General features: G+C 49.7%; 17 protein-coding genes. All 17 read right to left on the minus strand.

Annotation, left to right across the window (positions count from 1 at the left end; translation table 11 throughout):
* Positions 1–2: 2 nt before the first annotated feature.
* Positions 3–1,142: an efflux RND transporter periplasmic adaptor subunit gene (locus BLS03_RS07105; RefSeq protein WP_093271509.1), complete on the minus strand. Its 1,140-nt coding sequence runs from the start codon at positions 1,140–1,142 to the stop codon at positions 3–5.
* Positions 1,143–1,720: 578 nt separating this feature from the next.
* Positions 1,721–2,038 carry a nitrite reductase small subunit NirD gene (gene nirD / locus BLS03_RS07110; RefSeq protein WP_093271512.1) on the minus strand — a complete coding sequence of 106 codons (318 nt, stop codon included), beginning with the start codon at positions 2,036–2,038 and terminating at the stop codon, positions 1,721–1,723.
* Positions 2,039–4,534: a nitrite reductase large subunit NirB gene (gene nirB, locus BLS03_RS07115; protein WP_093271514.1), complete on the minus strand. Its 2,496-nt coding sequence runs from the start codon at positions 4,532–4,534 to the stop codon at positions 2,039–2,041.
* Positions 4,535–4,544: 10 nt separating this feature from the next.
* Positions 4,545–5,387 (minus strand): ABC transporter ATP-binding protein, encoded by an 843-nt coding sequence (locus tag BLS03_RS07120; protein WP_093271517.1) that lies wholly within the window; start codon positions 5,385–5,387, stop codon positions 4,545–4,547.
* Between the two features lie 18 nt (positions 5,388–5,405).
* Complete coding sequence (locus tag BLS03_RS07125; RefSeq protein WP_093271519.1) at positions 5,406–6,374, minus strand: ABC transporter permease; 969 nt, start codon at positions 6,372–6,374, stop codon at positions 5,406–5,408.
* Positions 6,375–6,454: 80 nt separating this feature from the next.
* Positions 6,455–7,792 carry a CmpA/NrtA family ABC transporter substrate-binding protein gene (locus BLS03_RS07130; RefSeq protein WP_093271640.1) on the minus strand — a complete coding sequence of 446 codons (1,338 nt, stop codon included), beginning with the start codon at positions 7,790–7,792 and terminating at the stop codon, positions 6,455–6,457.
* 430 nt (positions 7,793–8,222) lie between these two features.
* Positions 8,223–8,816 carry an ANTAR domain-containing response regulator gene (locus BLS03_RS07135; RefSeq protein ID WP_093271522.1) on the minus strand — a complete coding sequence of 198 codons (594 nt, stop codon included), beginning with the start codon at positions 8,814–8,816 and terminating at the stop codon, positions 8,223–8,225.
* Positions 8,817–8,899: 83 nt separating this feature from the next.
* The gene (locus BLS03_RS07140; protein ID WP_093271525.1) at positions 8,900–9,856 is read right to left on the minus strand and encodes a glycosyl transferase family protein; all 957 of its coding nucleotides are present in this window, start codon (positions 9,854–9,856) and stop codon (positions 8,900–8,902) included.
* A 40-nt stretch (positions 9,857–9,896) separates the two neighbouring features.
* A complete protein-coding gene (gene cobA / locus BLS03_RS07145) occupies positions 9,897–10,757 on the minus strand; it encodes a uroporphyrinogen-III C-methyltransferase (protein WP_093271528.1) in 861 nt (286 codons plus the stop codon).
* A 63-nt stretch (positions 10,758–10,820) separates the two neighbouring features.
* Positions 10,821–13,472 carry a nitrate reductase gene (locus BLS03_RS07150; protein WP_093271531.1) on the minus strand — a complete coding sequence of 884 codons (2,652 nt, stop codon included), beginning with the start codon at positions 13,470–13,472 and terminating at the stop codon, positions 10,821–10,823.
* A gap of 231 nt (positions 13,473–13,703) precedes the next feature.
* Entirely contained in the window at positions 13,704–14,744 is a 1,041-nt protein-coding gene (locus BLS03_RS07155) for a LacI family DNA-binding transcriptional regulator (protein WP_093271533.1), read from the minus strand.
* 121 nt (positions 14,745–14,865) lie between these two features.
* Entirely contained in the window at positions 14,866–17,952 is a 3,087-nt protein-coding gene (locus tag BLS03_RS07160; protein WP_093271536.1) for a GH116 family glycosyl hydrolase, read from the minus strand.
* Between the two features lie 25 nt (positions 17,953–17,977).
* Positions 17,978–20,395 (minus strand): glycoside hydrolase family 94 protein, encoded by a 2,418-nt coding sequence (locus BLS03_RS07165; RefSeq protein ID WP_093271537.1) that lies wholly within the window; start codon positions 20,393–20,395, stop codon positions 17,978–17,980.
* Positions 20,396–20,559: 164 nt separating this feature from the next.
* Positions 20,560–21,651, minus strand: a complete 1,092-nt coding sequence (locus BLS03_RS07170) for an ABC transporter ATP-binding protein (RefSeq protein WP_093271540.1) — start codon at positions 21,649–21,651, stop codon at positions 20,560–20,562.
* Positions 21,651–23,000: a GH1 family beta-glucosidase gene (locus BLS03_RS07175; protein ID WP_093271542.1), complete on the minus strand. Its 1,350-nt coding sequence runs from the start codon at positions 22,998–23,000 to the stop codon at positions 21,651–21,653. Before BLS03_RS07175 ends, BLS03_RS07170 begins: the two co-directional genes overlap by 1 nt.
* Before the next feature lie 15 nt (positions 23,001–23,015).
* Positions 23,016–23,882 (minus strand): carbohydrate ABC transporter permease, encoded by an 867-nt coding sequence (locus BLS03_RS07180; protein ID WP_093271544.1) that lies wholly within the window; start codon positions 23,880–23,882, stop codon positions 23,016–23,018.
* Positions 23,883–23,884: 2 nt separating this feature from the next.
* The gene (locus tag BLS03_RS07185) at positions 23,885–24,856 is read right to left on the minus strand and encodes a carbohydrate ABC transporter permease (RefSeq protein WP_245696613.1); all 972 of its coding nucleotides are present in this window, start codon (positions 24,854–24,856) and stop codon (positions 23,885–23,887) included.
* Positions 24,857–24,863 lie beyond the last annotated feature (7 nt).

Raw genomic sequence — 24,863 nt, forward strand, 5'->3', positions numbered from 1 at the left:
ACCTATTGTTTATCGATTTGTTTTGCGTCAACTAAGCTGCCAACACCAATTTTTTGCAGGCCAGATACGATCACTTGATCGCCTTCTTTAAGACCGTCAGTTACAAGCCAATTCGTACCGATAACGCGAGTTGTGGTGATCGAGCGATCTTCCACTTTGTTTTCGCTATTGACGATTTTTACGTGTGCGGTACCCGTTGCATCGCGGCTAACCGCAGCTTGAGGAACCAAAATGGCTTTTTCGATGTAATCAACAGGTACAGCTGCGCGAACGTATAAGCCCGGAAGCAACGTGTTGTCTTCATTTGGCAGCAAGGCACGCAATGAAACAGTACCTGTGCTTTCGTCAACCGAAACATCCGCAAATTGCAGAGTTGCTGGTTGGTCGATCTTAGTGCCATCATCCAAAGTAAGTTTGATGCCGCTTAGCTTCATCTCTTCGTTTTTGGCTTTTTGGCGCAATTTCAATACCGCGTTACTTGGTTGAGAAAGGTCAACGTAGAGCGGGTCGATCTGTTGGATAGATGCAAGGTAGTCGGTTTGGCTCGCCGTCACCAACGCCCCTTCGGTTACGAACGACTTACCGATACGGCCTGAAATCGGCGCTTTGATTTGGGTGTAATCTAAATTGATTTGCGCGGTTTTCACTGCCGCTTTTGCCGCCATAACACTTGCAAGCGATGCACGATAAGTCGCTTCAGCGTCTTCGTAATCTTGCTCACTGATGGCGCGATTTTTCACCAAATCTTTATAACGTTCAGCTTGAAGCTTGGCCTTTTGTAAGGTGGCTTGAGCTGACACCAAATCCGCTTTAGCGCTATCGAGTGTGGCTTCGTATGATGCAGGGTCGATTTGGTAAAGGACGTCACCTTTCTCGACCTTGCTTCCCTCTTTAAATAGACGTTTAACAATGATGCCCGCAACTTGAGGGCGAACTTCGGCAACACGGTATGCGCTAGTACGACCTGGTAGTTTATCTGTGATTTCAACGGGTTGTGTATGAAGAATGACGGACTCTACAGCCGTTGCACGAGGTGCTTGACCTTGCGCTGCGGTTGGGGCTCCTTGGTCACAAGCGGTCAATGCCATCGCAAGTCCTATGGCAATCATAGAATTACGATATTTAGGCAAGACTTTCGTCATAGTGTATCTCCTGATAATTATTGTATTTTTGCTTTCGCTTGGTCGTACGCAATGCTTTGGAATGACCAAATAAATCCATGTCTACTCACTTTAGAGTAGACGTTGCATTTGATCACAACACGTATTCTGTCAATATTTGATAAGCAATCAATCTTGGGCGTCATGCCTAATCAATAAACACCCCATCAACGCTTAACAAGGTTTTATTATCCAGACGGACAATAATAAGTCCAGTCTATCTTTTGTTTGAGCGCTTTTACACAAGTTTACAAATGGCAAACATCCAGCAAACACTCACTACACAAGTGTTAAAATACAAGGGTTTCGGCCATTAAAGCACATTTATTTACATGACAAAATTAATTACAAGCATAAAAAAAAGAAATGCTACTAACGGTCTATTTGAACTTGATCTTTGTTACAAACTGTGTGCAAAGAGCCAATAAAATTAGGTAGTTAGCTACTTGTGCTAGCTTAGCAAGATATGCTGAGGGGAAATTTGGTTGATTGTGGAAGCGAGAGCATATTATTAACAAAAAACACCAAAGAGGCATTTGAAAGGCCCCTTTGGTCGTCACTTACAGGTCTAACCAGACTTGCCCGTCTTTAATTTCCGCTCGCCAGGTATCAAGTTGGGTGTCGGGTTGCTCAAGGCATTGACCAGAAAGTAAAGCGAAATGTTGCTTGTATAACGGTGATGCAACACAAAGCTGCCCTTTTTGGTCGCCGATGATGCCCCTTGCTAGTACGTTAGCATGACCAATAGGGTCCCAGTTTTGCAAAGCGAATACACCGTGCTGCGGCACATAAAACAGCGCAATCTGAATATCGTCTTTAAGAACGACACGCCCTTCATAAGGCGCCAGAGCGTCGAGTGAGCAAATACAAGTACTCATTTAATCTACCTCCTTGGCGGGAATACGCTGATCGCGGACTCGCGCGTATTTTGGCGCGGGTACAGTTTCAACGTTTAAATAAGGTTTAAACTTGGTCAGTTTCTGTGGTGACTCCAGCGTCGTGCGCCATTCACATTGATAACTTTCAATAACGCGGGCCATCTGTTTTTCAAGTGACGCTGCCAAACCTAAATGGTCTTCAATTACCACTTGCTTGAGATATTCAAGCCCACCTTCGAGATTTTCCATCCACACTGAGGTGCGCTGCAGACGGTCGGCGGTTGCAATATAAAACATCAGCACGCGGTCGATGTATTGAATCAATTGCTGTTTAGTTAAGTCGGCTGCAAACAAATCGCCGTGACGTGGACGCATTCCCCCATTGCCACACACGTATAAGTTCCAACCGTTTTCGGTGGCAATCACGCCAATATCTTTACTTTGCGCTTCTGCGCATTCTCGCGTACAGCCTGAGACCGCAAACTTGATTTTGTGTGGTGCGCGCAGCCCTTTGTAGCGATTCTCGAGCTCAATCGCGAGCCCCACCGAATCATCGACCCCGTAGCGACACCAGGTCGAGCCTACACAGGATTTGACGGTGCGCAGCGATTTCCCATACGCGTGGCCGGTTTCAAAACCCGCGTCTATGAGCTCGGACCAAATCTGAGGCAGGTCATCAAGCTGAGCGCCAAACAAGTCGACACGCTGACCGCCGGTAATTTTGGTATACAGATCGTAACGTTTGGCGACTTGGCCAAGCACAATCAATTTATCGGGTGTAATTTCTCCACCGGGAATGCGCGGCACAATCGAGTACGAGCCATCTTTTTGCAAGTTTGCCATATAGGCGTCATTGGAATCTTGCAGAGAGCTTAACTCGGGCTCAAGCACGTGATGATTCCATAGTGACGCGAAAATCGACGCGGCGGTTGGCTTACACAAATCGCAGCCAAGACCATGGCCATGACGGTCAAGTAATGTAGCAAAGTCGAGGATTTCTTCCACTTGGCAAATATGAAACAGCTCTTGACGCGACAACGCAAAGTGCTCGCAAACATGGTTGTTCACTTCCATGCCCATTGCCGCAAGCTCGTTGTCGAGCACCGATTTGACCATGTTGCTACAGCCGCCACAGCCACTGCCAGCTTTGGTCACCGCTTTTAGCTCGCCCAGTTCGTGGGCACCTGCGGCAATGGCGGACACCAAATCCCCTTTGGTCACGTTATGACAAGAGCAGATAACCGTATTATCCGCCATATCACCGTTAAGCGCTGAAGCGTCAAGCAGTAAATTGGCGGCAGGCTCTGGCAACATGGTTTGATTGAGGTAGCATTGCAGCAACGCATCGTAATCGCTGTTATCCCCTACCAAAATGGCGCCAAGCAGACGCGTGCCCGACTCGTCCACCACCAATTTTTTGTACGTGCCCGCAACGTTATCAAACATGGCCAATTCTTTGGCATTCGGCGTTTGCGCGTGGGCATCGCCAATCGAGGCCACGTCCATCCCCAAAAGCTTAAGTTTGGTACTCATATCCGCGCCTTGAAAGCCTTGACCATCCACACCTGAAATGTGGTCAGCAACGGCGCGTGCCATCGCATAACCCGGCGCGACTAGACCAAAGATTCGCTGTTGCCATAGCGCGCATTCACCAATCGCATAAATGCGCTCATCGCTTGTGATACCGTTACCGTTAATCACGATGCCGCCTCGCTCGCCAACTTCGAGCCCTGCTGTGCGCGCCAGCGCGTCTTGTGGGCGAATACCGGCGGAGAACACAATCACATCCACTTCAAGCGGCGACTGATCTTTTAGCACCATGCGATGAAAGGCCGTTTCACCATCGATAATTTTTTCGGTAACGGTGCTGGTGTGGACCGTGAGACCAATTTGCTCAATTTTGCTTTTCAATAGTGCGCCAGCGTTATCGTCAAGCTGCACGGGCATCAAGCGCGGCGCAAATTCGATAACATGGGTTTGTACGCCGAGCAATTTCAGCGCGTTGGCCGCTTCAAGGCCGAGCAGCCCACCACCAATCACGGCGCCAGTTTTGGCGCTGGCACAAGCGGTTTTGATCGCCTCTAAATCATCGAGTGTGCGATAGACAAAAATGTTGTCGCGATCCTTGCCCTCTATCGGTGGGACAAACGGAAACGAGCCGGTGGCGAGCACCAAACGATCATAACTTAGCATTTCACTCGCACCGCTTGAGGTGTGATCAATGGCAAGCGTGCGCTTTGCGCGGTCAATGTGGCTCACTCGCGCATTCAAAACTAATTCAATACCGTGACGCTGATACCACTCAAGGCTACTGAGCAACAAATCTTGCTCGCTCTTTTCACCAAACACCGCCGACAAATGCACGCGGTCGTACGCGACGCTGCGCTCTTCACCCAATACGGTAATTTTATGTGTCAAATGCTGGCCTTTCTCAACCAGTTGGGCCACCAAATGATGGCCAACCATACCATTCCCTACAATTACGATATGTTCCATCGCCCTCTCCTTAGGCTTGTTTCGCCAGCATGACCGCGGCGCCATTATTGGACTGATTCGATTTTACTTGCCCATGCGAATGCTTTTCGTATAAGAATCGCAGCACTTCCTGGCGACAATGCTGGTAATTGGCATCATCGGCTAAATCAACACGATTACGCGGGCGCGCCAGCTCAATCGGAAGTATTTGACCGATCGTTGCTGCAGGGCCGTTACTCATCATTACAATACGGTCTGACAGCAGCACCGCTTCATCAACATCGTGGGTAATCATGATCACTGTGTTGTTAAGCTCAGCTTGAATCTGCATCAAGGCATCTTGCAGATGGGCACGCGTTAGCGCATCCAACGCGCCAAACGGTTCATCCATCAATAGCACTTTGGGTTGCAGTGCCAGCGCCCGTGCAATACCAACACGCTGCTTCATGCCGCCAGAAATTTCGTCCGGCTTTTTGCTCGCGGCGTGCTGCATTTGAATCAGATTAAGGTAGTGTTCCACTTGCTCGCGAATCTCAGCTTTGGACTTACCTTTATTGACTTGTTTGACCGCTAACTCAACGTTCTGATACACCGTTAGCCAAGGAAGCAATGAGTGATTTTGAAACACCACTGCGCGCTCAGGCCCCGGCCCATCAACTTCTTTACCATCGACAATCACACCGCCATCGGTTGGCATTAAAAGCCCAGCAACCAAATTCAGCACCGTTGATTTACCACAACCTGAGTGACCAATCAGAGAAATAAATTCGCCTTTTTTAACTTGCAGGTTAACCCCTTTAAGGGCGACAAATTCGCCTTTCGGCGTTGGAAAACGCATGCCAAGCTGAGACAGATCGAGATAAGTTTTCGTCATGTGTAATACTCCCTTTGCTTAACGCAGCGCTTGCTGCTTGTTCCATGACAGCCATTTTTGTAGCTGCAACATGCCGCGATCGAGCAGCAAGCCAATAAAACCTATGGTAAACACCGCCACCATGATTCGACCCAGTGAAGCTGAGCTGCCATTTTGAAATTCATCCCACACGAATTTTCCAAGCCCTGGGTTTTGAGCCAACATTTCCGCGGCAATCAATACCATCCAAGCGATGCCAAGCGACAAACGCAAACCGGTAAATATCATCGGAATCGCTGAAGGCAATACGATGGTGGTGATGTGTTTCCACCACGACAGACGTAAGACTTTCGACACATTGAGCAAGTCACTGTCGACACTGGTCACACCGACACTGGTGTTGATAAGCGTTGGCCACAAACTGCACAGAGCCACAGTAAACAGCGAGTTGACAAACGATTTGGCAAACAGTGGATCGTCGGTGACATAAGTTGCGCTCACCACCATAGTGACAATCGGCAGCCATGCCAGCGGCGACACCGGTTTAAGCAACTGAATAATTGGGTTGAATGCCTGATACAGGCCATGATTGAGGCCAAGTACGATACCCAATGGAATCGCAATCAGTGACGCTAATAAAAAGCCGCACGCCACAGTAATTAAGCTGGTGCCAATCTGGTCAAAAAACGTTGGCTTACCTGTGTAGGGGCGAATTTTGACTTTGGCATTTGGGTCTTTGACCAGTTTGGCCGCATTGCGCTTCTCTTGACGCTCAATAAACGCGGCGGCTTTTTCACGCTCACGCCAATGTTCGCTGACCAAGTTGCTAAATTGAGTAAAGGTTTGCGAAGGCCCTGGCAAAGTGCCAAGCGAGGTATGCACTTGGCGCGCAGCCAAATGCCAGATCATTAAAAACACCAGTAAACCAATGATCGGCAGCAACAACACTTTGCTTTTGTTCACCACCACCGTTTTTGCGGGGAACATAGAGATCACTTTCGTCGCCATAATAGATTCCTTGAGATTGCCTGAATCGTCCTAATCAATGTAGAAATGTCGGCAAGGCGGCGCACCGCCCTGCTGAGAGCTTAGAGTTTGTCCGCGCCTTTAAGGCCAATCGCAAACTTGTTCAAATACTCGTTGGGCTTATGACCGTCATAGACGATGTCATCAATAAAGTGCTTCTGTGGAGCGCGAAATCCGTCCTGAGTGTCGAAGTTCGGAAAATCGCTGGCTTTCATCACGCCGTCTTCAATCAATGACTCGGCGGCGGCGCGGTAAATCTCCGGGCGATACACTTGTTTGGCGATGTTCATAAACCAAGCGTCATCTTTAGGCTCAGCAATTTGCCCCCAGCGGCGCATCTGGGTTAAATACCAAATGGCATCGCTGTAATACGGATAGGTCGCGTTATGGCGAAAGAAGACGTTAAAGTCCGGCACATCACGTTTATCGCCCTTTTCGTACTCAAACGTGCCGGTCATGGAGTTCGCAATCACTTTGGCATCAGCGCCAACATATTCGCTCTTAGCGAGCATTTTGACGGCTTCTGCGCGGTTGGCGTTGTTGTTTTCATCCAACCAATGGGCTGCGCGAATCAAAGCTTTGACGACGTGGATGTGCGTATTAGGGTATTGATCCGCCCAGGCTTTAGATACGCCGAACACTTTTTCTGGGTTGTTTTGCCAAATTTCGTAGTCGGTCACCACCGGCGCGCCTATACCCATAAACACCGCTTGTTGGTTCCAAGGTTCGCCAACGCAGTAACCTTTGATCGTGCCCGCTTCCATGGTGGCTGGCATTTGTGGTGGCGGAGTAACGCTCAGCAGAACATCGGCTTTAAGCTGACCGCTGTTGTCACCTTTCGCTGGCGCGTAATAACCCGGGTTGATTCCACCCGCCGCTAGCCAGTAACGAAGCTCGTAGTTGTGGGTTGAAACCGGAAACACCATGCCCATGTTGAACGGTTTACCTTGGTCTTTATAACTGTCGACCACAGGTTTAAGTGCGTCAGCTTTGATTGGGTGTACTGGTTTGCCATCACTGCCGGTTGGAATGTGGGTTTTCATTTGCTGCCAAACATCGTTTGAGACCGTAATCGCGTTGCCGTTTAAGTCCATACTAAACGCCGTGATCACTTGTGCTTTGGTACCGATACCAATCGTGGCACCAAGCGGTTGCCCAGCCAGCATATGAGCGCCATCAAGCTCACCATCAATCACGCGATCAAGCAGTACTTTCCAGTTGGCTTGCGCCTCAAGCGACACATATAAGCCTTCATCTTCAAAAAAGCCTTTTTCATACGCAACCGCAAGCGGCGCCATATCAGTCAGTTTGATAAAGCCAAATTTCAGGTCCTCTTTTTCCGGCTCACCAAGCTCGGCGTATGCGCTTCCTGCTGCAAGCACTAATGCGCTTGATAACATGCACTTGCCAAGCACTTTAGGGCAAAAGCGCACTTTGGTTACAAAACTGCTTGTCTTCATGTGAATCTCCATTTCTTTTTAGCTGGCCATCGCTTGCGATAGCGATGAACTTGACCCAATTTGCCGCTGACCTTTTAGTGACCACCAAACAAAAAGACGCCACTGCCGTTAAGCAGTAGCGTCTTTGCCGCTTAAGATTCGCCGCCGTTGACTCATCTTAAGTTTGCGTCTCTGTCGTTATCACGTCAGGCGCGTTCAAATTGTCTAAGTTCGTTAAGTTGTCTGAATGATATAATCCAACTAGCGTGCCAATATTTATTTTTATTTAAAAACAATATGTTAAATAAAAACTCAAGCTTAAAATTCAGGTTTTAACGATTTCGCGGTGCATCCTGCACCAAGGGGTAGAAATCCCTCTACCCCCAAAGTATTATTTCGCCGCGCTTTGAGCTTGCATGCTAACCAGCACATTCTTCGCCACTTGATAGATAGGCTGACTGTTTTGCATCGCTGAATCGCGTAGTGCTTTATACGCAGATTGCTCATCAAGGCGATGATGACGCATCACCAAACCTTTGGCTTTTTCGATGATTTTGCGCTCCTCAAGTTTCTGTTGCAATGACGCAATTTGCGCTTGGATGTGTTGGTAGCGAGCACGCACCATGGCGGCATAATCAAACCAACTGATCCAATCACACTGCGGTGAATATGGCATGACAACATAGTCAAGTTCTTGAGTTAAATTACTGATATGTTGAGAGTTAAACTGCTTAAGCATCACCACGAGATTGCGGTCATGGGCGCGGCAGAACTCCACCACCATTTGCACTTCGGCGCACGATGCCGACCAACAAAGCAGAATTTGAGCATTCGAATGTTGGCGCGCCAGCGCTTCTAATTCGGTCAAATGACAATCAAAAACGCGGTGCGATGTTGGCGCGTATTGGGCGAGAATCTGAGCACGCTCTTCACGTTTATCGGAACACAGAATCACAGGGGGTTGAGTTGAAAAGTGGGGCATCATCAGTCCTTGATTTCACTTAATAGTCATAAGAGCTATTTCAAGGACTGTGCCAGACCACTAAAAATGGTCGATTTTGCCGATGGTTAACTTAACGAATCGCAGTAATTCTTCCAGAAAAGGTACGCTTTTTCATAGGCTTGCTCACGATTATGCATTTGAGCAAACAGCACCACGCCCATGGTTGAAATTACGGCATTGGCCATGGTGAGCCAATCAGACTCTGGGGTATTGAATGGGCAATATTGAGGCAGCGGAACTTCGGTTAACATTTGCTCGGGCCAATAATGAGATTCCACCACACCGCTTTTGCTCATCCACACAGTTTGGCTCACTTTGGGGTTATATTCGCTCTCGCCTGACACACCTTTAAACGACACCACAGACTCGCTGTGCTGGCCAATCATGGCCTCCACTTCGGCATGAAGCTGCTGAAACCCAGGGTGAAAACTGCCGCGAATGCCAAGTTTGGCGCCCGCGGGATTAAGCGCTCGCACCACAGTATTGATTGGCGTGCGTAGCCCATAGCGATGTTTCCAACCAATCATCACCTCAGCATGCGGTGCATAGGCAGACAGAGGCAAATAAGTGATGTTATGTTTCGCGATAAGCTCTTTGGCGTGCGGCGCACTGTCAGCGGCATGAATATTAAGGGCATCAAGATAGTGGCTCGCATGCTCGCGTGCTGAGCCCTGCTCATGATATCCATGGACAAGCACTTTATAACCGTTATTTGCGAGAATTTTCGCCGCCAACAGATGCCAAGGTTTGCCGGTTACCGCGCGTTTGCCTGCATAACAGGGCCAATCAATGTCAGCACCAATCACCGGAACGCGCTGCTGAAATGCTTTTACGAAACCGGCAATCTCCTCTTTGGTTTCATTTTGGACACGAATCAGCATCATCAACATCGCCATCTGGTCATCGTCGCACTGCCCAGAGAGATATTCGTCCATCACTTGATAGGCTTGCTCAAAACTCAGCGGCTTACGCCCGCGTTCGCCGCGGCCAACGGTGCGCAAACAGTCTAAAATCGTGCTCATATCGCTTCCTTGATGTTATTTTGGTGGCTATGTTTTTCATTTAAGCATATTGAATATCACACTGTGCCACGGTCTGCATCAAGGTTGAACGCAGTTTTACCACTTCGCCTAAAATAATCAGCGCCGGACTTAAGCCTTTCAGAGATTGTGCATAGCTTTCCAGCTCATCAAGCGTGAGCTCATACACTTGCTGATCCTCGCTGCATCCCTTGCCAACAATCGCCACTGGTGTCTTGCCGCTAAGACCATGTTCAATCAAGCCTTGGCGAATTTGCGCCGACTTTTCGAGCCCCATATAAAACACCAAGGTTTGCCCAGATGTGACCAACCCAGACCACGCTGGCAGCGCGCCAGTCACCACTTGACCGGTTACCAAGGTGACGCTGCGCGAAATTTCGCGGTGGGTGAGCGGAATCAAACTGCTTGCCGCGCAGCCAAGCGCTGCGGTAATACCGGGGATAACTTGATAGCGAATATTGGCCGCCACCAGCGCCAGCGCCTCTTCGCCGCCGCGCCCAAATACAAACGGATCGCCACCTTTAAGCCGCACTACTTTTTTGCCGAGCTTGGCTTGCTCGATTAAAACCGCATTGATCTGCTCTTGCTTCATGCTTGGTCTACCGCAGCGTTTACCGACATAAATCATCAACGCACTTGGATCGCTCAAACGTAAAATATCCTCGCCCACCAAACGATCAAACACCACCACCTCTGCTGACTGTAGCGCTTTGAGTGCCTTGAGCGTTAATAGCTCAGGATCGCAAGGCCCGGCACCGACTAACGTCACTGTGCCTTGTTTGTCAGGCGCTAATTCTTCGCCGCTTTGGCCTTTGTTGCTATAGTGCCAATCTTGATGTGCAGTAAAGCGGCTTTTAGTTAAGGTGTTGAAACGAATATCCATTTTGGGCTCCTTAGTGAGCGTAATCCGCTTACGCGCCACTTCCTAATTCATTCTCGATTCGAGTTATTTGTCGATAACCGTTTGGGCGATCACTTGGTCGTATTGTGCTTGTGACGGCTGGGTTTGTGATAACGGCGACGCCACACCCTTTTCATCGATAAGTTGTTTGATTTCACTGACACACGAGCCGCAATTGGTGCCACATTTGAGCGTTTGCTGCACGTCGCTTAGCGTGACACAGCCTTGCTTCTGCATCGCGCGCGTGATTTGCGTGTCGGTCACGCGAAAACAGCTGCACACCAGCTTACTGCGGTGACCCAGCGTCGCGGCGTTAAGCAATGTCGCCAGATTGAGCGGCGCGTCAATGCACTGAATTAACTGCGTTTCATCACATTCAATCGGCACATTTGAAACCATGCAGATTCGACTCACCCACAGCTGGTCTTGGACTTTGCGACATTCAACGCCAATCCAACCGCGGTCAGTATCAAGCAATAATCTTCGCGCCGCTTGGGCTTGCCACTCCTGCTTACTCAGCCCGTCAATACTGGCAAAACGCCACATTTTCACGTTCTGCTCCTGCTGCATGGAAAGATATTCACACCGCTTAAGATCAAACTGCTCGCCCAGATACAGACCGTAACTGGCAACTGGCTGAGTACAAAGCTCAACCGCGCTTGACTTAAACGCCGGCTGGCCGGAAATTGGGTCATGGTGACTCAGCACCACTTGATTCACTTGGGATTGGCCGCCATAGCGCCCAGCCCAGTGCATCGGCATGTACAGCTGCTCGCCTGCCAATCCTTCATCCTGCGCCGCTTTGGCATAGACGCTGTGTTCACCCTGCTTGAGCTTGACCAATTGCGCAAATTCAACGCCGTGCTGTTTGGCGGTGGCGGCGCTCATATAGACGCGCGGTTCAGGTTCACTGGCCGCAAGATGCGCCACAAAACCGGTGCGCGTCATGGTATGCCACTGATCGCGAAGTCGGCCCGTATTAAGCCATAAACCGGAAACGTCACGTTTTAACGGCTTAGTCACTACCAGTTGGGCTTTCCCCGATGGGGTCGAAAACAGGTGATTGGTGAATGGACGCTCTCCTCCCCACTGGGTCGGTTGCCAGCGTTGATAATCGCTATCGCTTAAGGCTTGGAACATCGACAAATCAAGCTGAAAACGGCTTTTTCGATTGATACCAGTCAGCGCGGCGTATTCGCGAAATATCTCTGCTGGCGTTTGAAAACCAAAACCATTTTGCCAGTGGTTTTGCGCGCACCATTTTTGCCCTACTTGATTGATCGCCCACCAATCTGGCTTTGCTTCGCCGGGTAGAGTACGGAATTGACGCTGGCGGGATATCACTCGCTCTGAGTTAGTCACCATGCCTTGCTTTTCGCCCCAACCTGCGGCTGGAAGTAATAGATCGGCATATTCGGCCACATCGCTGTCAGCGATGATATCCGACACAATCACGAAATCGCACGCTTTAAGTGCTTTGCGCACTTCAATACTGTTTGGCATTGATACCACAGGGTTGGTCGCCATGATCCACAGCACTTTGATATCGCCGCGCGAGACAGCATCAAACAGCTCAACGGCCTTTAAACCCGGCTCAGTGGCCATATTCGGCGCCTGCCAAAACTGCTCAACCTTGGCAATTGACTCGTCATCAAAGCCGCGATGCACTGCCAATTGGTTCGCAAGCCCGCCGACTTCACGCCCACCCATCGCATTGGGCTGGCCCGTCATCGAAAACGGCCCACAACCGCGCTGGTTGATTTTTCCCGTCACCAAGTGGGCATTGATAATCGCATTGGCTTTATCCACGCCATATTCTGATTGGTTAACCCCTTGGCAAAACAGCGTCACCGCGCGAGGCGTTTGCGCAAACCAAGAAAAATACCTGCTTAAATCCGTGTAAGAAATATTCAGCTTTGCACTTAGAGCCGCGAGTGAATATTGCGGGTCCATGACTTCTTCACGCAGCGCTTCAATCCCTTGGGTGTGCGCGGCGATAAATTCGTCATCCCACGCGCCAGTATCCAAACAATAACGAATCAATCCATTAAACAGCAGCACATCGTCATCACTATCAATGGCGAGATGCAGGTCGGCCTGCTCGGCAGTCACGGTTTTACGCGGATCAATCACCACCAATTTAAGCTCAGGATTCACCTCGCGCGCGGCTTGAATACGGCGAAACAGCACCGGATGTGTCCAGGCAGTATTGGCGCCACAAATCACGATAAGATCGGTGTGCTCAAGGTCGTTGTAATTTACCGGCACCACATCTTCGCCAAACGCGCGAATATGCGCCGCGACTGCCGACGACATACACAAACGCGAGTTGGTGTCGATGTTGGCTGTGCCGAGATAACCTTTCATCAACTTGTTAGCAAGATAGTAGTCTTCGGTAAGTAACTGCCCTGACACATACATCGCGACCGAATGAGCGCCGTGTTGTACCACCGCCTGTTTAAGCTTTTCGACAATTGTGTCGGTCGCCACATCCCAACTGACTTCTTGACCATTGAGCTTTGGATACAAGAGCCGGCTCGGCATATCAAGGCTCGGTTTAAGCGCTGACCCTTTTACGCATAACACCCCTGAATTGGCAGGGTGTTGACTATCACCCGTGATAGCTTGTTCAGTCACGCTAACTCCGCAGCCTACGCCGCAATAAGGGCAAGTCGATTGGCATGGTGTGGCATTCATACTGGCTTCCTTTTGGTATTCGTCGCTTTTAATTTGGCGCCGCAGGCTTTTTTGGCACAAAAAAAAGCCCCTCCCAAGCGGGAGAGGCTTCTTTGCCTGTGACTATCTTTTTATAGGTTCGCGAAGTTTGCTTCGCGTTATCCACTATAAAGCAAAGAGCGCGCCAAGTTCTCAACCCTTTATTTACAAGGGGTTAAACTTGACAAGCGTGCCGCATTGCACCAATTTGAGTCAAAGACTTGCCACACGTTGTGCAGCAAACAACGACTTGGTCGATTGACGCACCACCAAATCGATCGGCGGTAAACGCGCCTCATAGCATTGGCCGCTGAGCAAGTTAAGTAGTGAATGAGCGCAGACTTCGCCAATCTCTTCGATTGGCTGACGTAAGGTGGTGAGTGACGGCGTGAAGTACTGTGACGTTGGTAAATCATCAAAACCAATCACCGACACATCTTCGGGAATTCGATAACCGCGATCTTTTAGCGCTTTGATAGCGCCATAGGCGGTTTGATCGTTGGCGGCGAACAGCGCGGAAAAGTGCACCTTGGAATCAATCAACTCAATGGTTTTTTGATAGCCGGTTTCAGAGCTAAAATCACCCTGTTTAACCAACCGTGGCATCACTTTGATTCCGGCTTCGCTGAGCGCGCGCTTGTAGCCTTCAAACCGAGCCTGTGCATCGGGTTGACTCGATAGGCCCTTAATGTGGGCAATATTAGCATGCCCTTGCTGAAGCAGATGTAACGTTGCAATATAGCCACCAAGCACATTATCGACGTTAATAGAGCGCACGTTTTTCGCGTTGAGCTCATAACCCACGGCGATGATAGGCAACTCCTCTGCGTAACGCAGAATTTGCTCATCAGTGAGATTGCCAGTGACGATAATCAAACCGTCAACTTTGCTGTTATACAAATATTCCAGCGCATGAGCTGCAAGATTACGCTGCCAATGACCGGTGGCGATTGCCATTGTATAGCCCTGAGCAATAAAAACTTTTTCCATGTCATTGAGAATGCGGCTGGTGAACGGGCTGTCAGGATGCTGAACCAAAACACCAATGGTCATTGAGCGGCGTTTTTGCTGCTCGGGCAAATGCAAATTCGGTTTGTAGCCCAGGCTTTTGATCGCTTGCTCAATGTTTTGGCTTTTCTCGTTTGAAACATAAGTGGTGCGATTTAGAAAGCGCGAAACCGTACTTGGCGATACGCCCGCAAGGTCGGCAACGTCGTACACAGTAGGGGCTTTTTTCTTTTTCATTATAATCATTCTCGTCATTGAATAGCCCCAATATAGAGAGCCCTAGCTGTACACTCAATAGTCCTTTTGTCAACACGATTTTTAGCTCACAAAATCCAGCCACCTAATGCTAAGTGACTAGATTTATTTGTTATTTTTTTGCCCCACCCATAAACGCAAACACCATTCCGGGACGGAAATATCGCCCCGCCGTATACTTAAGCCCGGTATTAGCCAAAAAGCGCTGTAAACGTTTTACTGAACTTTGGTCCAGTGATTGCTCAAGCAAGGCAAAAAACTTCGCAAAATGATGTTCAAATTCAGGGTTCACCCGCCCATCTTCGAGCACAAGTTGCGAGCGTTTAAAACAACTGAGCCAAATTTTCGCCTGTTGCGGTGTAATATCTAACCCAGCGCACATTGCTTGCTCAGTAACCACCACCGAACTGTTAAAACCCTCTGGCGCTGCGAAAGGAATCTTGGCACTGGTGTACAACGCCTCATACAGGGTATCAATCAAGCGTTCGGCTTTTTCACTTTTGTTTGCCAGCTTAAGTGCCGTCGCAGCGCTAAACTGAACCCCGATCCACACATCTTGCGCTTGAAACGCCTCATGCGGCGCCCCGTTGGCAAGCACCATATTGGCGATGCCCAATTTGGGGCTATTGATGACAAAGTTATGCTGATACACATACTCCAAACTGCGCTCGACACGCTCAGGGCGAAAAAGCCCCGGCTCACCGAGCAATTGCAGATAACTGTCGGCAAGCAGTGCATCACCAAAACTGTTGTCAGAATCAAGCTCAATAATCGCTTCATAACTTGGGTTAAACGCCTTTGGTGCACACTCAAAAAGTTGCTGCTTACGTGCTTTTCTAAGCATCTGCGCAGGCTCACCAAGTTCAGGCGCACGATTAAGCCAAGCGTTTAATAACCGCACATTGGTCTGATTATCTTCACCAAGAGCGAGACCTAACGAGTTCAATTCACCAACCCCCTCCCCGGTTAAATGCTGAGCTTGAATGGGCGTAGCAAAGAAATGGTAATAGCCGTTTTGCTCGTGCCAAAGCGTGGCTTCAAGCTCGGCAAGTGCCTGTTCAGCGCGGAATTGATAATGACTGGCAAGCTCACATTCTGACATTAAATCAGCGAGCTTAGCCGCGATGCGCAGCCCAGCAACCCAAAGACTGCCGCAGTAAATCGAAATGCCATGTGAGGAGAGATTATCAAACGTATCGTCGGTGCCGCGAGTTAACGGAAAATGCTCACCCGGTTCAATCATCGCCTCAAGAAACGCAATGCTCTCTTTAACTGCACTCCAGCACTCTTTGACAACATCGAGATCGCCGCAGCGCTGGTAGTGCCGATAAACCATTAACACAAATTTCGGCGCCAGATCCTTCCACTCTTTGACGTTATGCCAACTGTAAGCATCGGGCTGGATGTCGTAAGGACTACCCAAATCGTGCACCACCGCGCCGCGAATCGCGCGTACACCTTGATATTTGTCATCAACGAGTTCGGCAAAAGGCTTGTCTTCGTATTCCCAGTAACGGCGTACGGTGTCATCTTCGGCCAAAATCGCTTTGGCGAACGCTTTCATTACAAAGCCATCAAGGCTTGGGAGCAAATACAGCAGTGAGAATGAACCGTAAAAGTACACATCGAGTGAGTTAAAAAATGGATAGTCGACGCACTCTTTAACCAGAAATTGATTGTCGCGATCCCACACGCTCGACTCCGCCAAAAACGACAAACTGTTCATCGCCATGGTGGCGTACTTGAGCGCCACATCAGGGCGAGAAAACTGCGCCAGTGTTTGGGCATAAAACGCTTGCTGATTCGCTACAATCGTCTTTTCTATCCGCTCATACTCATCCAAGGCGCATTGCAGCATGGCTTGGATACGATTTTCGCCACAAAAGTATTGCGTATAAGCTTTTTCAGAGCGCCAATCATTTAAGGCAATTTTGCTGTGATCCATGACTTGGAAAAATCGTACTGTCAGGCTTTGCTGGGGCGCGAGTTCCAGTCGCACGCACGCAATGGCGCTAAGCGCTTCTCGGCCGCTATAAATCCCAGCATCAAAATGGCGGTTTACACGCCCGGTGTTAAGAGCATTTTCGACCTCACGCTCGGTTTTGCTGCTGTAAATCGATGGTTTGACCGATACGCTGATTTGCCCACCATTCAACTCGTCGTTATCGGCGCAAACACCAAACATCACGCCGCCTTCAATATCGCCGCCATAAGGCGAATCACTGCTCATGAAGACGCCGTCAAAGCGCTGTGCGCCGCTTTCCAGTGTCACAGGATTATGACGCTGAGCAATCGGATTTTGGCTCAGTGTGCAGGCAGAATCTTGTACGCCGTCGCGCCCTTTGCGATAAGTCGAGCCAATCAAATTGGCCAGCGGCTGAACCAGAGTGATAATTCGCGTCTCGTCGCTGTGGTTGGTGAGTTCAAACTCATTCCAATGCAGCGGCATAGTGCACCATTTCGGCTGGTCCTTAACCACCGGAGAAACCACTTTGCGTTTCACCGCCACATCGCCAAGCCCATGGTAATCGTACTGCGCCAACGGATACAGCGCGTGATATTCAAGCTCGCACCCGCTGACCGCCTGTATCGCATTGCTTTTATCAGCGGTGAGTCTGCGATTGAGCACATCAAGGCAAAACACAATGCCATTAAAAAAGTCCATCGCCACCAGCAGTTGGGTCGCAATAGCCTTTGGCTCGCGAGTTAATGCACGCTGGGTATGGGGCGCAAATTCAATGTGCCATTTTTCAAACTGCGCTTGGTTTTGCTGATAGAACTCGCCGCTTTTCAGTGCTTGTTTGATGGTTTGCAGCGCATGTTCAACACTTGCTGCTGCCAAAGGCTTACCATTAAACAGCGCTGGATAATATTTGAGATGCGCTTGCAGCTCAGAAAGACTGGTCGCCGTCAAACTGTCTACACTCGGCGACTTCGCCACGGACAAATAGAAGTCATTAAAGTGAATGTCACTGCGTTCAACATCGATAAAAATGCCGGGAATAAAACTGAAGTTTGGCGTATCACCGTTTGGCGTTAGCGTAAACGCGCTGCCGATCCCCCCTACCGCCATACCAGTGTTGGCGGGCGTGGTTGAAATCGGCGTATACCAAGGCTGAATAAACTCGACCGCTTCACCGGACGAGGTCAATGCTTGAGCCAAACCATGATAGCTGGTGTAAGGAATGGTATTTTTCATCAAAGCAATCCGTCTGTAAAACCCGTTACGCCCCGTCACCAAGAATGGCGACCACCTGATGTTCTCCCTCGCCAAGGAGTGGAATCTTGTTGCCTTCGACCCATTCGCCATTGACTTGCAGCTTGTATACGCCATGGCAGCGGTGATGCGGATTGAGCACCAAAATGTGGTACGTCACGTTTCTAAATTGGCGGCGCATCGAGAACTGCGGCCAATCGCGCGGAATACATGGGTCGACAATCAAACCGTCGATATCAGGTCGAACGCCCAAAATCCATTGAGTGCCCGCCACATAAGTCCACGCCGAGGTTCCCGATAACCAAGCGTTGCGGCCAAGGCCAAATTGAGGATGCTCATCACCTAGGATATTTTGCGGATAGCAATACGGCTCCGATTCAAAGCTTTCAAGGCTGTCGTTTTTCGACGCCGGATTGATTTGGCGATAGTATTCATACGCACGGTCGCCATTGCCCGCTTTGGCCTCAGCAATCATCATCCACGGATTGGCGTGCAGAAAAATGCCGCCGTTCTCTTTAGCGCCCGGTGGGTATGTCGAGACGCCGCCCAATTTCGGATCAAAGCCGTTATAACCTGGGGTCGAAAGTTTGATGCCACTCGCGGTGTTAAGCTTTTGGTAAACACTTTCAAGCGCGGCTTTCGCGCGTTCATTATCGGCAAAGCCAGAAATCACAGGCCAGCTCTGACCGTTGGTATAGATTTGCCCATATTGATTGTGCTGCGAGCCAATCGGCGCGCCCTGCTCATCAAAGTAGCGTACATACCACTGACCATCCCAGCCCTGCTCATTCACACGCGATTTCATGATTTGGTAGTCTTGCTGATACTGCTTTGCAAGTTGCTTCTCGCCGCGCAATGCGCATAGATCCAACATATCCAGGAGCGCCTTGCCATACATATTCGCGACCATCATAGATTCAGCGCCGGTCGGCAAGTTAACGGTGTCATTCCAGTCAGCAAACCCGAGAAGCGGCAAACCGTGAGCGCCGGTATTGTTTTTAGTAAATGCCAGCGCGCGCACCAAGTGCTCCCATACTGGCGCCGTTTCAACCGCATTGCCGTGTTTGTCTTTTTGATAAAACGGTACCGGTTTGGCAAGAAACGACTCGTTACCGGTCTCTTTGATGTATTGGGTCACCGCAAACACGATCCACAGATGATCATCGCCGTAATAATCTGGGCGGTCCTCTTCTTCGCGGGAATCTCCGCCGTTGGCTTCCATGGTCGATGGGAAGAATTGGTGCATCGCCGAACCGTCACGATTTTGCACTGACAACAAACGCTCGATAAACTCACGCGCCTCTTCTGGCATATGAGTCATCACCCCAAGGGTGTCTTGCGATGAGTCGCGAAAACCGATGCCGCGCGCGCCATAACCGAGCTGGTAAAGTGACAAGTAACGGGACCAGTTTTTGGTGGTATGACACTGACGAGGATTATGCACATTCAACATGGAGTTCATCGCCGCATCTGGCGTTTCAACTTCCAAAATGCGTAAGTAGTCGTGCCAAAACTCGCCGAGTTCATTAAATGCAGCATCAACGGCAGAGTGGTCTCGATACTTACTTAGCATTGGCTCGGCGGCGCTTAGGCTTGGCATTTGGGTGAGCTGCACCACAGTGCGCTCAGTTTGACCTGGGCTAAGATTGCCAAGACGTAAATTGAGCGCGCCGATGTTGTCACCGCGAAGCGGCTCACTGTTACTGAGCTCAGCCTGATTCAAAGCCTGTGGTGTTGCCCAGCTGCCATAGCCTAAATTGCCTAAAAACGCCGCGCGGTCACCCTCAAACGAGGTCGCTTTACGATCGGCGGTCAGCAAGTTGACCGCCATATCACGCTTCATAAACGCGTACTGCTCCAAAACGGTGATGTTGTCACTTTGATGCGCTTTAACCGTCATGGTTTGCGGCACCCAATCGGCGTTCACCAACTGTTTAAGCGCATCAAAATGAGAAAATTCAAACACTGGCACCGCATCGACATGCAGCGCTTGGTCGCTGATGTTGGTGATGCGAATATCCATCAAGAGTACCGGGTCGTGCCTCGGTACAAAGAAGGTCACTTCACAGCGCACGCCATAACCTTCGCTGATAAAACGGCTGTATGAAAGCCCGGTGTGATTTTCAAATTTGTCGAGCGGCTTTAAGGTTGGGGTGTAAAACGGTGAGAAAACCTCTTGCTTACCGTCTGTGCTTCGCACCTTGAGGTATAACGTCGAGCCTTTGAAATCTGAGTTCGGTAACTGGGTGATGTATTTAGTAATACGGTTAAGCGCTGGGTCACCTTTGCACAGCAGCACGCCGCCGTTGCTATCGACAATACCGCCAAATCCTAACGTGCCAACGTAGTTACACCACTTAATCGGTGTGCAAGGCGTTGTCGCCACATATTCACGGTGTTGGTCATCAAAATATCCGAATTTCATCGTCACTTTCCTCGGCCCTGTCACCACGACAGAGCCTAATCTTGAACTGGTAGGGAATCGCTATTGCTTGGTATAACTTGCGAACGAATGTTTAACTTGAGTACGAATGTCTAACTTACGTAATCATGTTCAACTGCGTACACGAATTGAATGGCGAGCCAAGCTTAACTGGCGAGCGATTTCTCGCTGAGCGCATCAAAAAGATGAATCGCATCCAAATCGAGATACAACGTCAGTTCGCTGACATCGACCTCGGCGGCCTGAGTTTCAACCGTCAAATCCTGACCTTCGACTTGCGTTTTGAGCAAGATGCTCGCGCCAAGCAGTTCTTTGTCTTTGATTTTTACTGGAATTGGCAACACTCGGTCGTGGTCTATATGCTCGGCGCGCAGATGCAAATCGGTCGGTCTAACGCCAAAATGAATCGCCAAATTCTTCGATGCCAATGCTTTAAAGCGCTGCGGCAGTGGAATATGGATTTGACCAAGTTCGATTAGCCATTCGCCTTGTTGCTCAACCAGTTTGGCATCGAGCATATTCATTGAAGGGTTACCGATAAACTGCGCGACAAATTTGTTCGCCGGACGTTTAAACACTTCCGTTGGCGTGCCTACCTGCGCCACATAACCATCTTTCAAAATCACGATTCGGTCCGCCAAAGTCATGGCTTCAATCTGATCATGGGTAACGTAAATAGTGGTGGTGGCAAGCTCGCGATGCAGCTGCTTTATCTCTTCACGCATGGTGCCGCGCAATTTGGCATCAAGGTTTGAGAGCGGTTCATCAAATAAGAAAACTTTCGGCGTGCGCACCATGGCGCGGCCCATCGCCACCCGTTGACGCTGACCGCCCGAGAGTTCTTTGGGCTTGCGGTTGAGCAAGTTGTCCAACTCCAACATCTTGGCGGCTTTGCGTACTTCGGTATCGATATCCGGTTTCGACATGCCTTTCATTTTGAGCGCAAAGGCGATGTTTTCGTACACCGTCATATGCGGATACAGGGCGTAACTTTGGAACACCATGGCTAAATCGCGGTCTTTGGCGTCGATTTTATTCATTAAGCGCTCGCCAACAAAAATCTCACCGGACGAAATAGTTTCAAGCCCAGCTAACATGCGCAGCGTGGTCGACTTTCCACATCCCGATGGCCCTAAAAACACCACAAACTCGCCGTCTTCAACGGTAAAATCAAACTGCTTGACCACCTCGACTTTACCAAACGACTTCTTCACATTGCGAAATTCTACTTTGGCCATTATTGGTTCTCCTGTTTGCGCGCCAGCAACATGTTGCGATAGGCAATCGCGCTGTGTTTCAAGGTACGCTTTTGGGTTTGGTAATCGACGTGGACAATGCCAAAACGCTGGCAGTAGCCAAACGCCCACTCAAAATTGTCCATCAAGCTCCAGGCGAAGTAGCCTTGAATATCGACGCCTTGACGAATGGCGTTATCCACGGCCTCTAGATGAGTTTGAAAATAGCGAGTGCGCTGCTGGTCGACCACTTCGCCGTTTTTAAGCTCGTCGTTGCCTGCCGCGCCGTTTTCAGTGATGTACATGGGCGGCAGATCCTCATAGCGCTGATGAATGCGCACCAGCAAATCGGTCAAGCCCTGCGGGTAGATTTCCCAGCCGATATAGGTGTGCTCTGCGCTTGGCTGCTCAACGTTAACGATGTCGCCATTTTCGTTGTAACGGCACACGTGGCGGGTGTAATAGTTGATGCCGACATAATCGACCGGCGCGCTGATTAAATCCAAATCCCCGGCCAAAATCATCGGCATATTGTCGCTTTGCCGTTCCACCACCTCAAACGGGTATTCCCCTTTCAGTACTGGATCCATAAACCAGTGATAGCCTTCCGCTTCGCTGTAATCTGCTGCGCCTTGATCGCTTGGTGTCAGTGGATACGACGGCGAAGCATTGAAGACAATGCCGTGTTTGGCGTTTGGCGCGTTGCGGCGCAGAATAGGCATGGCTAAACCATGGCCAAGTAACATGTGGTGCGAAGCCAGAAAGCCTTCGCGTTCCCCTTTGATGCCCGGCGCGTGTACGCCCCAGCGATAGCCGAGAAACGCCGCCACAAACGGCTCATTTAGCGTGGTGTAAACGTCAATTTGGTCGCCAAAATGGGCGCTGACGACTTCAGCATACTCAGCAAATTTGTATGCGGTTTCACGATTGAGCCAACCGCCTTTGTCTTGCAGGTACTGCGGCAGATCCCAGTGATACAAAGTGACGAACACTTTAACCCCGCGCGCGTGACAGGCATCAATGATCTGTTGGTAGAAATTCAGCCCTTGCGGGTTAAGCTCACCGTCGCGCGGCAAAATACGTGGCCATGCAATAGACAAGCGATAGGCATCCACGCCCAAATCGGCAATCATGTCGATATCTTGTTGCCACAGATGGAAGTGGTCACAAGCAACATCGCCATTATCGCCGTTATCCACCGCGCCAGGCTGGCGACAAAAAGTATCCCAAATCGACGCGGTACGACCACCCAAGTTCACGCCGCCTTCAATTTGATAGGATGAAGTCGCGACGCCAAACACAAATTCTGGCTGGTTCAGTTTTGAATCTTCTGCAAGTTGGTATGAGTTCATAAATTATCCTTTAACCTACCCTTTTACGGCGCCTGAAGTCAGGCCGCTGATCATTTGTCTTGATGAGAACAGGTAGGCAGTCACCAAGGGGAGAATTGAAATCGTGGTTCCAAGCATGACTGCGCCCCATGGCGTATTAGGAATGCCTTGAACACTTCTTAGTGCTTGAGTAATTACATAGTTTTCCGGCGAGGTCAGCACCACCAGCGGCTGCATAAACATGTTCCAGAAGAACACAAACTGAACAATAGCCAGCGTCGCTAGCGCCGGTTTCATCAACGGCAAAACCACGCTCCAATAGGTGCGAAACTCCCCAGCACCGTCCATTTTGGAGGCCTCAAGTAACTCTTTAGGAATCGAAGCCACCACGTGCTGGCGCATCAAAAAGATGCCAAATGGCGTGGTGGTAAACGGAAGCCACACGGCGATGTGGTTATCGAGCATGCCGAGAAATTTGACGATCATAAAATACGGAATCAAGCTCAATACTGGCGGAATCATCATCGAGCCCACCAACATGCCAAACAGCACCTGTTTGCCTTTGAACTTATATACCGCGAACGCATAGCCGCCCATGCTGCAAAACAGCAGCGAAATCGTGGTGCCAAGGAAAGCAACGTAAATGGAGTTAAACATCGCTTGCCAAAACGGCATGATTTTCAACAGTTTTTCGTAGTTGATCGCCAGGCTGTCGCCAATCGCAAAGCTAATGCCTGAACCAAAGATTTCGGTGCGATCGCGTGTTGAAAGTAGCGCCGACCATAAAAACGGAAACACCGTCATTAGCGCTGACACAATCAAGACCAGCGCCAAAATCACCATCAACACTTTGGTTATCCACTCTAACGTGGTGTCTTTGGGTTTGAGTGCTTGTAACGACATGATTAATCTCCTAACCCTTTCTTGCCAAAGAAGAAAAACTGAATAGCAGTACAGCCAGCAATCAATAGGAACAGCAGCCATGAAATCGCTGAAGCCGTGCCCATTTCAAGCCATTCCCAACCCACTTTGTACAGATACATCGAGATGGTGAGACCAGATTGTCCAGTACCGCCGGTGCCGCGGGTTAATACAAACGGTTCTTCAAACAGCTGCAAATTACCAATGATGGTCATGGTGACGGCAAAGAAAATAAATGGACGAATCATCGGCAGCGAAACGAACCAAAAGCGGCGCAGCGCATTGGCGCCATCCATACGCGCGGCTTCAAGAATGTCTTTAGGTATGGTCATCAAACCTGTGGTATACAGCACGATGTTAAAACCGGTGTATTTCCAAAACACCATGATGGCGATCGATGGTTTGACAAACGCTGCATCGTCAAGCCAGCGAATCGGCTGAAAATCTTGTATCCAGGCAAACGCCCAACCAAATAAAGTGCTATCGCCAAGGGCATTTAAGGTTTGGTTAATGATCCCGGAATTTGGCGAATACATATTGAAGAAAATCAGCGCCGCCGCGACGGTTGAGGTGATGTACGGCAAAAAGTAAGCCGACGTCAGCCAATGGCGCATTCTGTCGCCCATCGACACCAGAATATACGCCACGGGAATGGCCACCACGTGCTGCGCCACCCCGGAGGTAATCGCCAGCCAAAAGGTATTTTTTAGCGAGCGCCACAACCACGGGTCAGTCAAAGCGACGTGATAGTTATCCGCACCGACGTATTTCATCGCTGCAAGCCCTTCTACCGGGTTCCATTGATGAAACGACAAATAGATGGAAAACAGCAGCGGAAACACACCAAATACTGAAAAAATCACCAGAAACGGCAACAAAAAACCGTAGGGTGTAAGCGCTTTCAAATTCAGCCAATAAATAAAGCCTCGGCGCTCTGTGTCTGTAGTGTCCATCATCTTGCCT

The sequence above is a fragment of the Vibrio xiamenensis genome, from assembly GCF_900100015.1.
GTDB lineage: Bacteria > Pseudomonadota > Gammaproteobacteria > Enterobacterales > Vibrionaceae > Vibrio > Vibrio xiamenensis.

Excerpts from the sequence above, each read along its gene's own strand:
- BLS03_RS07105 (WP_093271509.1), bottom strand. The coding sequence starts at position 1,142 with ATGACGAAAGTCTTGCCTAAATATCGTAATTCTATGATTGCCATAGGA.
- nirD (WP_093271512.1), bottom strand. The coding sequence starts at position 2,038 with ATGAGTACTTGTATTTGCTCACTCGACGCTCTGGCGCCTTATGAAGGG.
- nirB (WP_093271514.1), bottom strand. The coding sequence starts at position 4,534 with ATGGAACATATCGTAATTGTAGGGAATGGTATGGTTGGCCATCATTTG.
- BLS03_RS07120 (WP_093271517.1), bottom strand. The coding sequence starts at position 5,387 with ATGACGAAAACTTATCTCGATCTGTCTCAGCTTGGCATGCGTTTTCCA.
- BLS03_RS07125 (WP_093271519.1), bottom strand. The coding sequence starts at position 6,374 with ATGGCGACGAAAGTGATCTCTATGTTCCCCGCAAAAACGGTGGTGGTG.
- BLS03_RS07130 (WP_093271640.1), bottom strand. The coding sequence starts at position 7,792 with ATGTTATCAAGCGCATTAGTGCTTGCAGCAGGAAGCGCATACGCCGAG.
- BLS03_RS07135 (WP_093271522.1), bottom strand. The coding sequence starts at position 8,816 with ATGATGCCCCACTTTTCAACTCAACCCCCTGTGATTCTGTGTTCCGAT.
- BLS03_RS07140 (WP_093271525.1), bottom strand. The coding sequence starts at position 9,856 with ATGAGCACGATTTTAGACTGTTTGCGCACCGTTGGCCGCGGCGAACGC.
- cobA (WP_093271528.1), bottom strand. The coding sequence starts at position 10,757 with ATGGATATTCGTTTCAACACCTTAACTAAAAGCCGCTTTACTGCACAT.
- BLS03_RS07150 (WP_093271531.1), bottom strand. The coding sequence starts at position 13,472 with ATGAATGCCACACCATGCCAATCGACTTGCCCTTATTGCGGCGTAGGC.
- BLS03_RS07155 (WP_093271533.1), bottom strand. The coding sequence starts at position 14,744 with ATGATTATAATGAAAAAGAAAAAAGCCCCTACTGTGTACGACGTTGCC.
- BLS03_RS07160 (WP_093271536.1), bottom strand. The coding sequence starts at position 17,952 with ATGAAAAATACCATTCCTTACACCAGCTATCATGGTTTGGCTCAAGCA.
- BLS03_RS07165 (WP_093271537.1), bottom strand. The coding sequence starts at position 20,395 with ATGAAATTCGGATATTTTGATGACCAACACCGTGAATATGTGGCGACA.
- BLS03_RS07170 (WP_093271540.1), bottom strand. The coding sequence starts at position 21,651 with ATGGCCAAAGTAGAATTTCGCAATGTGAAGAAGTCGTTTGGTAAAGTC.
- BLS03_RS07175 (WP_093271542.1), bottom strand. The coding sequence starts at position 23,000 with ATGAACTCATACCAACTTGCAGAAGATTCAAAACTGAACCAGCCAGAA.
- BLS03_RS07180 (WP_093271544.1), bottom strand. The coding sequence starts at position 23,882 with ATGTCGTTACAAGCACTCAAACCCAAAGACACCACGTTAGAGTGGATA.
- BLS03_RS07185 (WP_245696613.1), bottom strand. The coding sequence starts at position 24,856 with ATGATGGACACTACAGACACAGAGCGCCGAGGCTTTATTTATTGGCTG.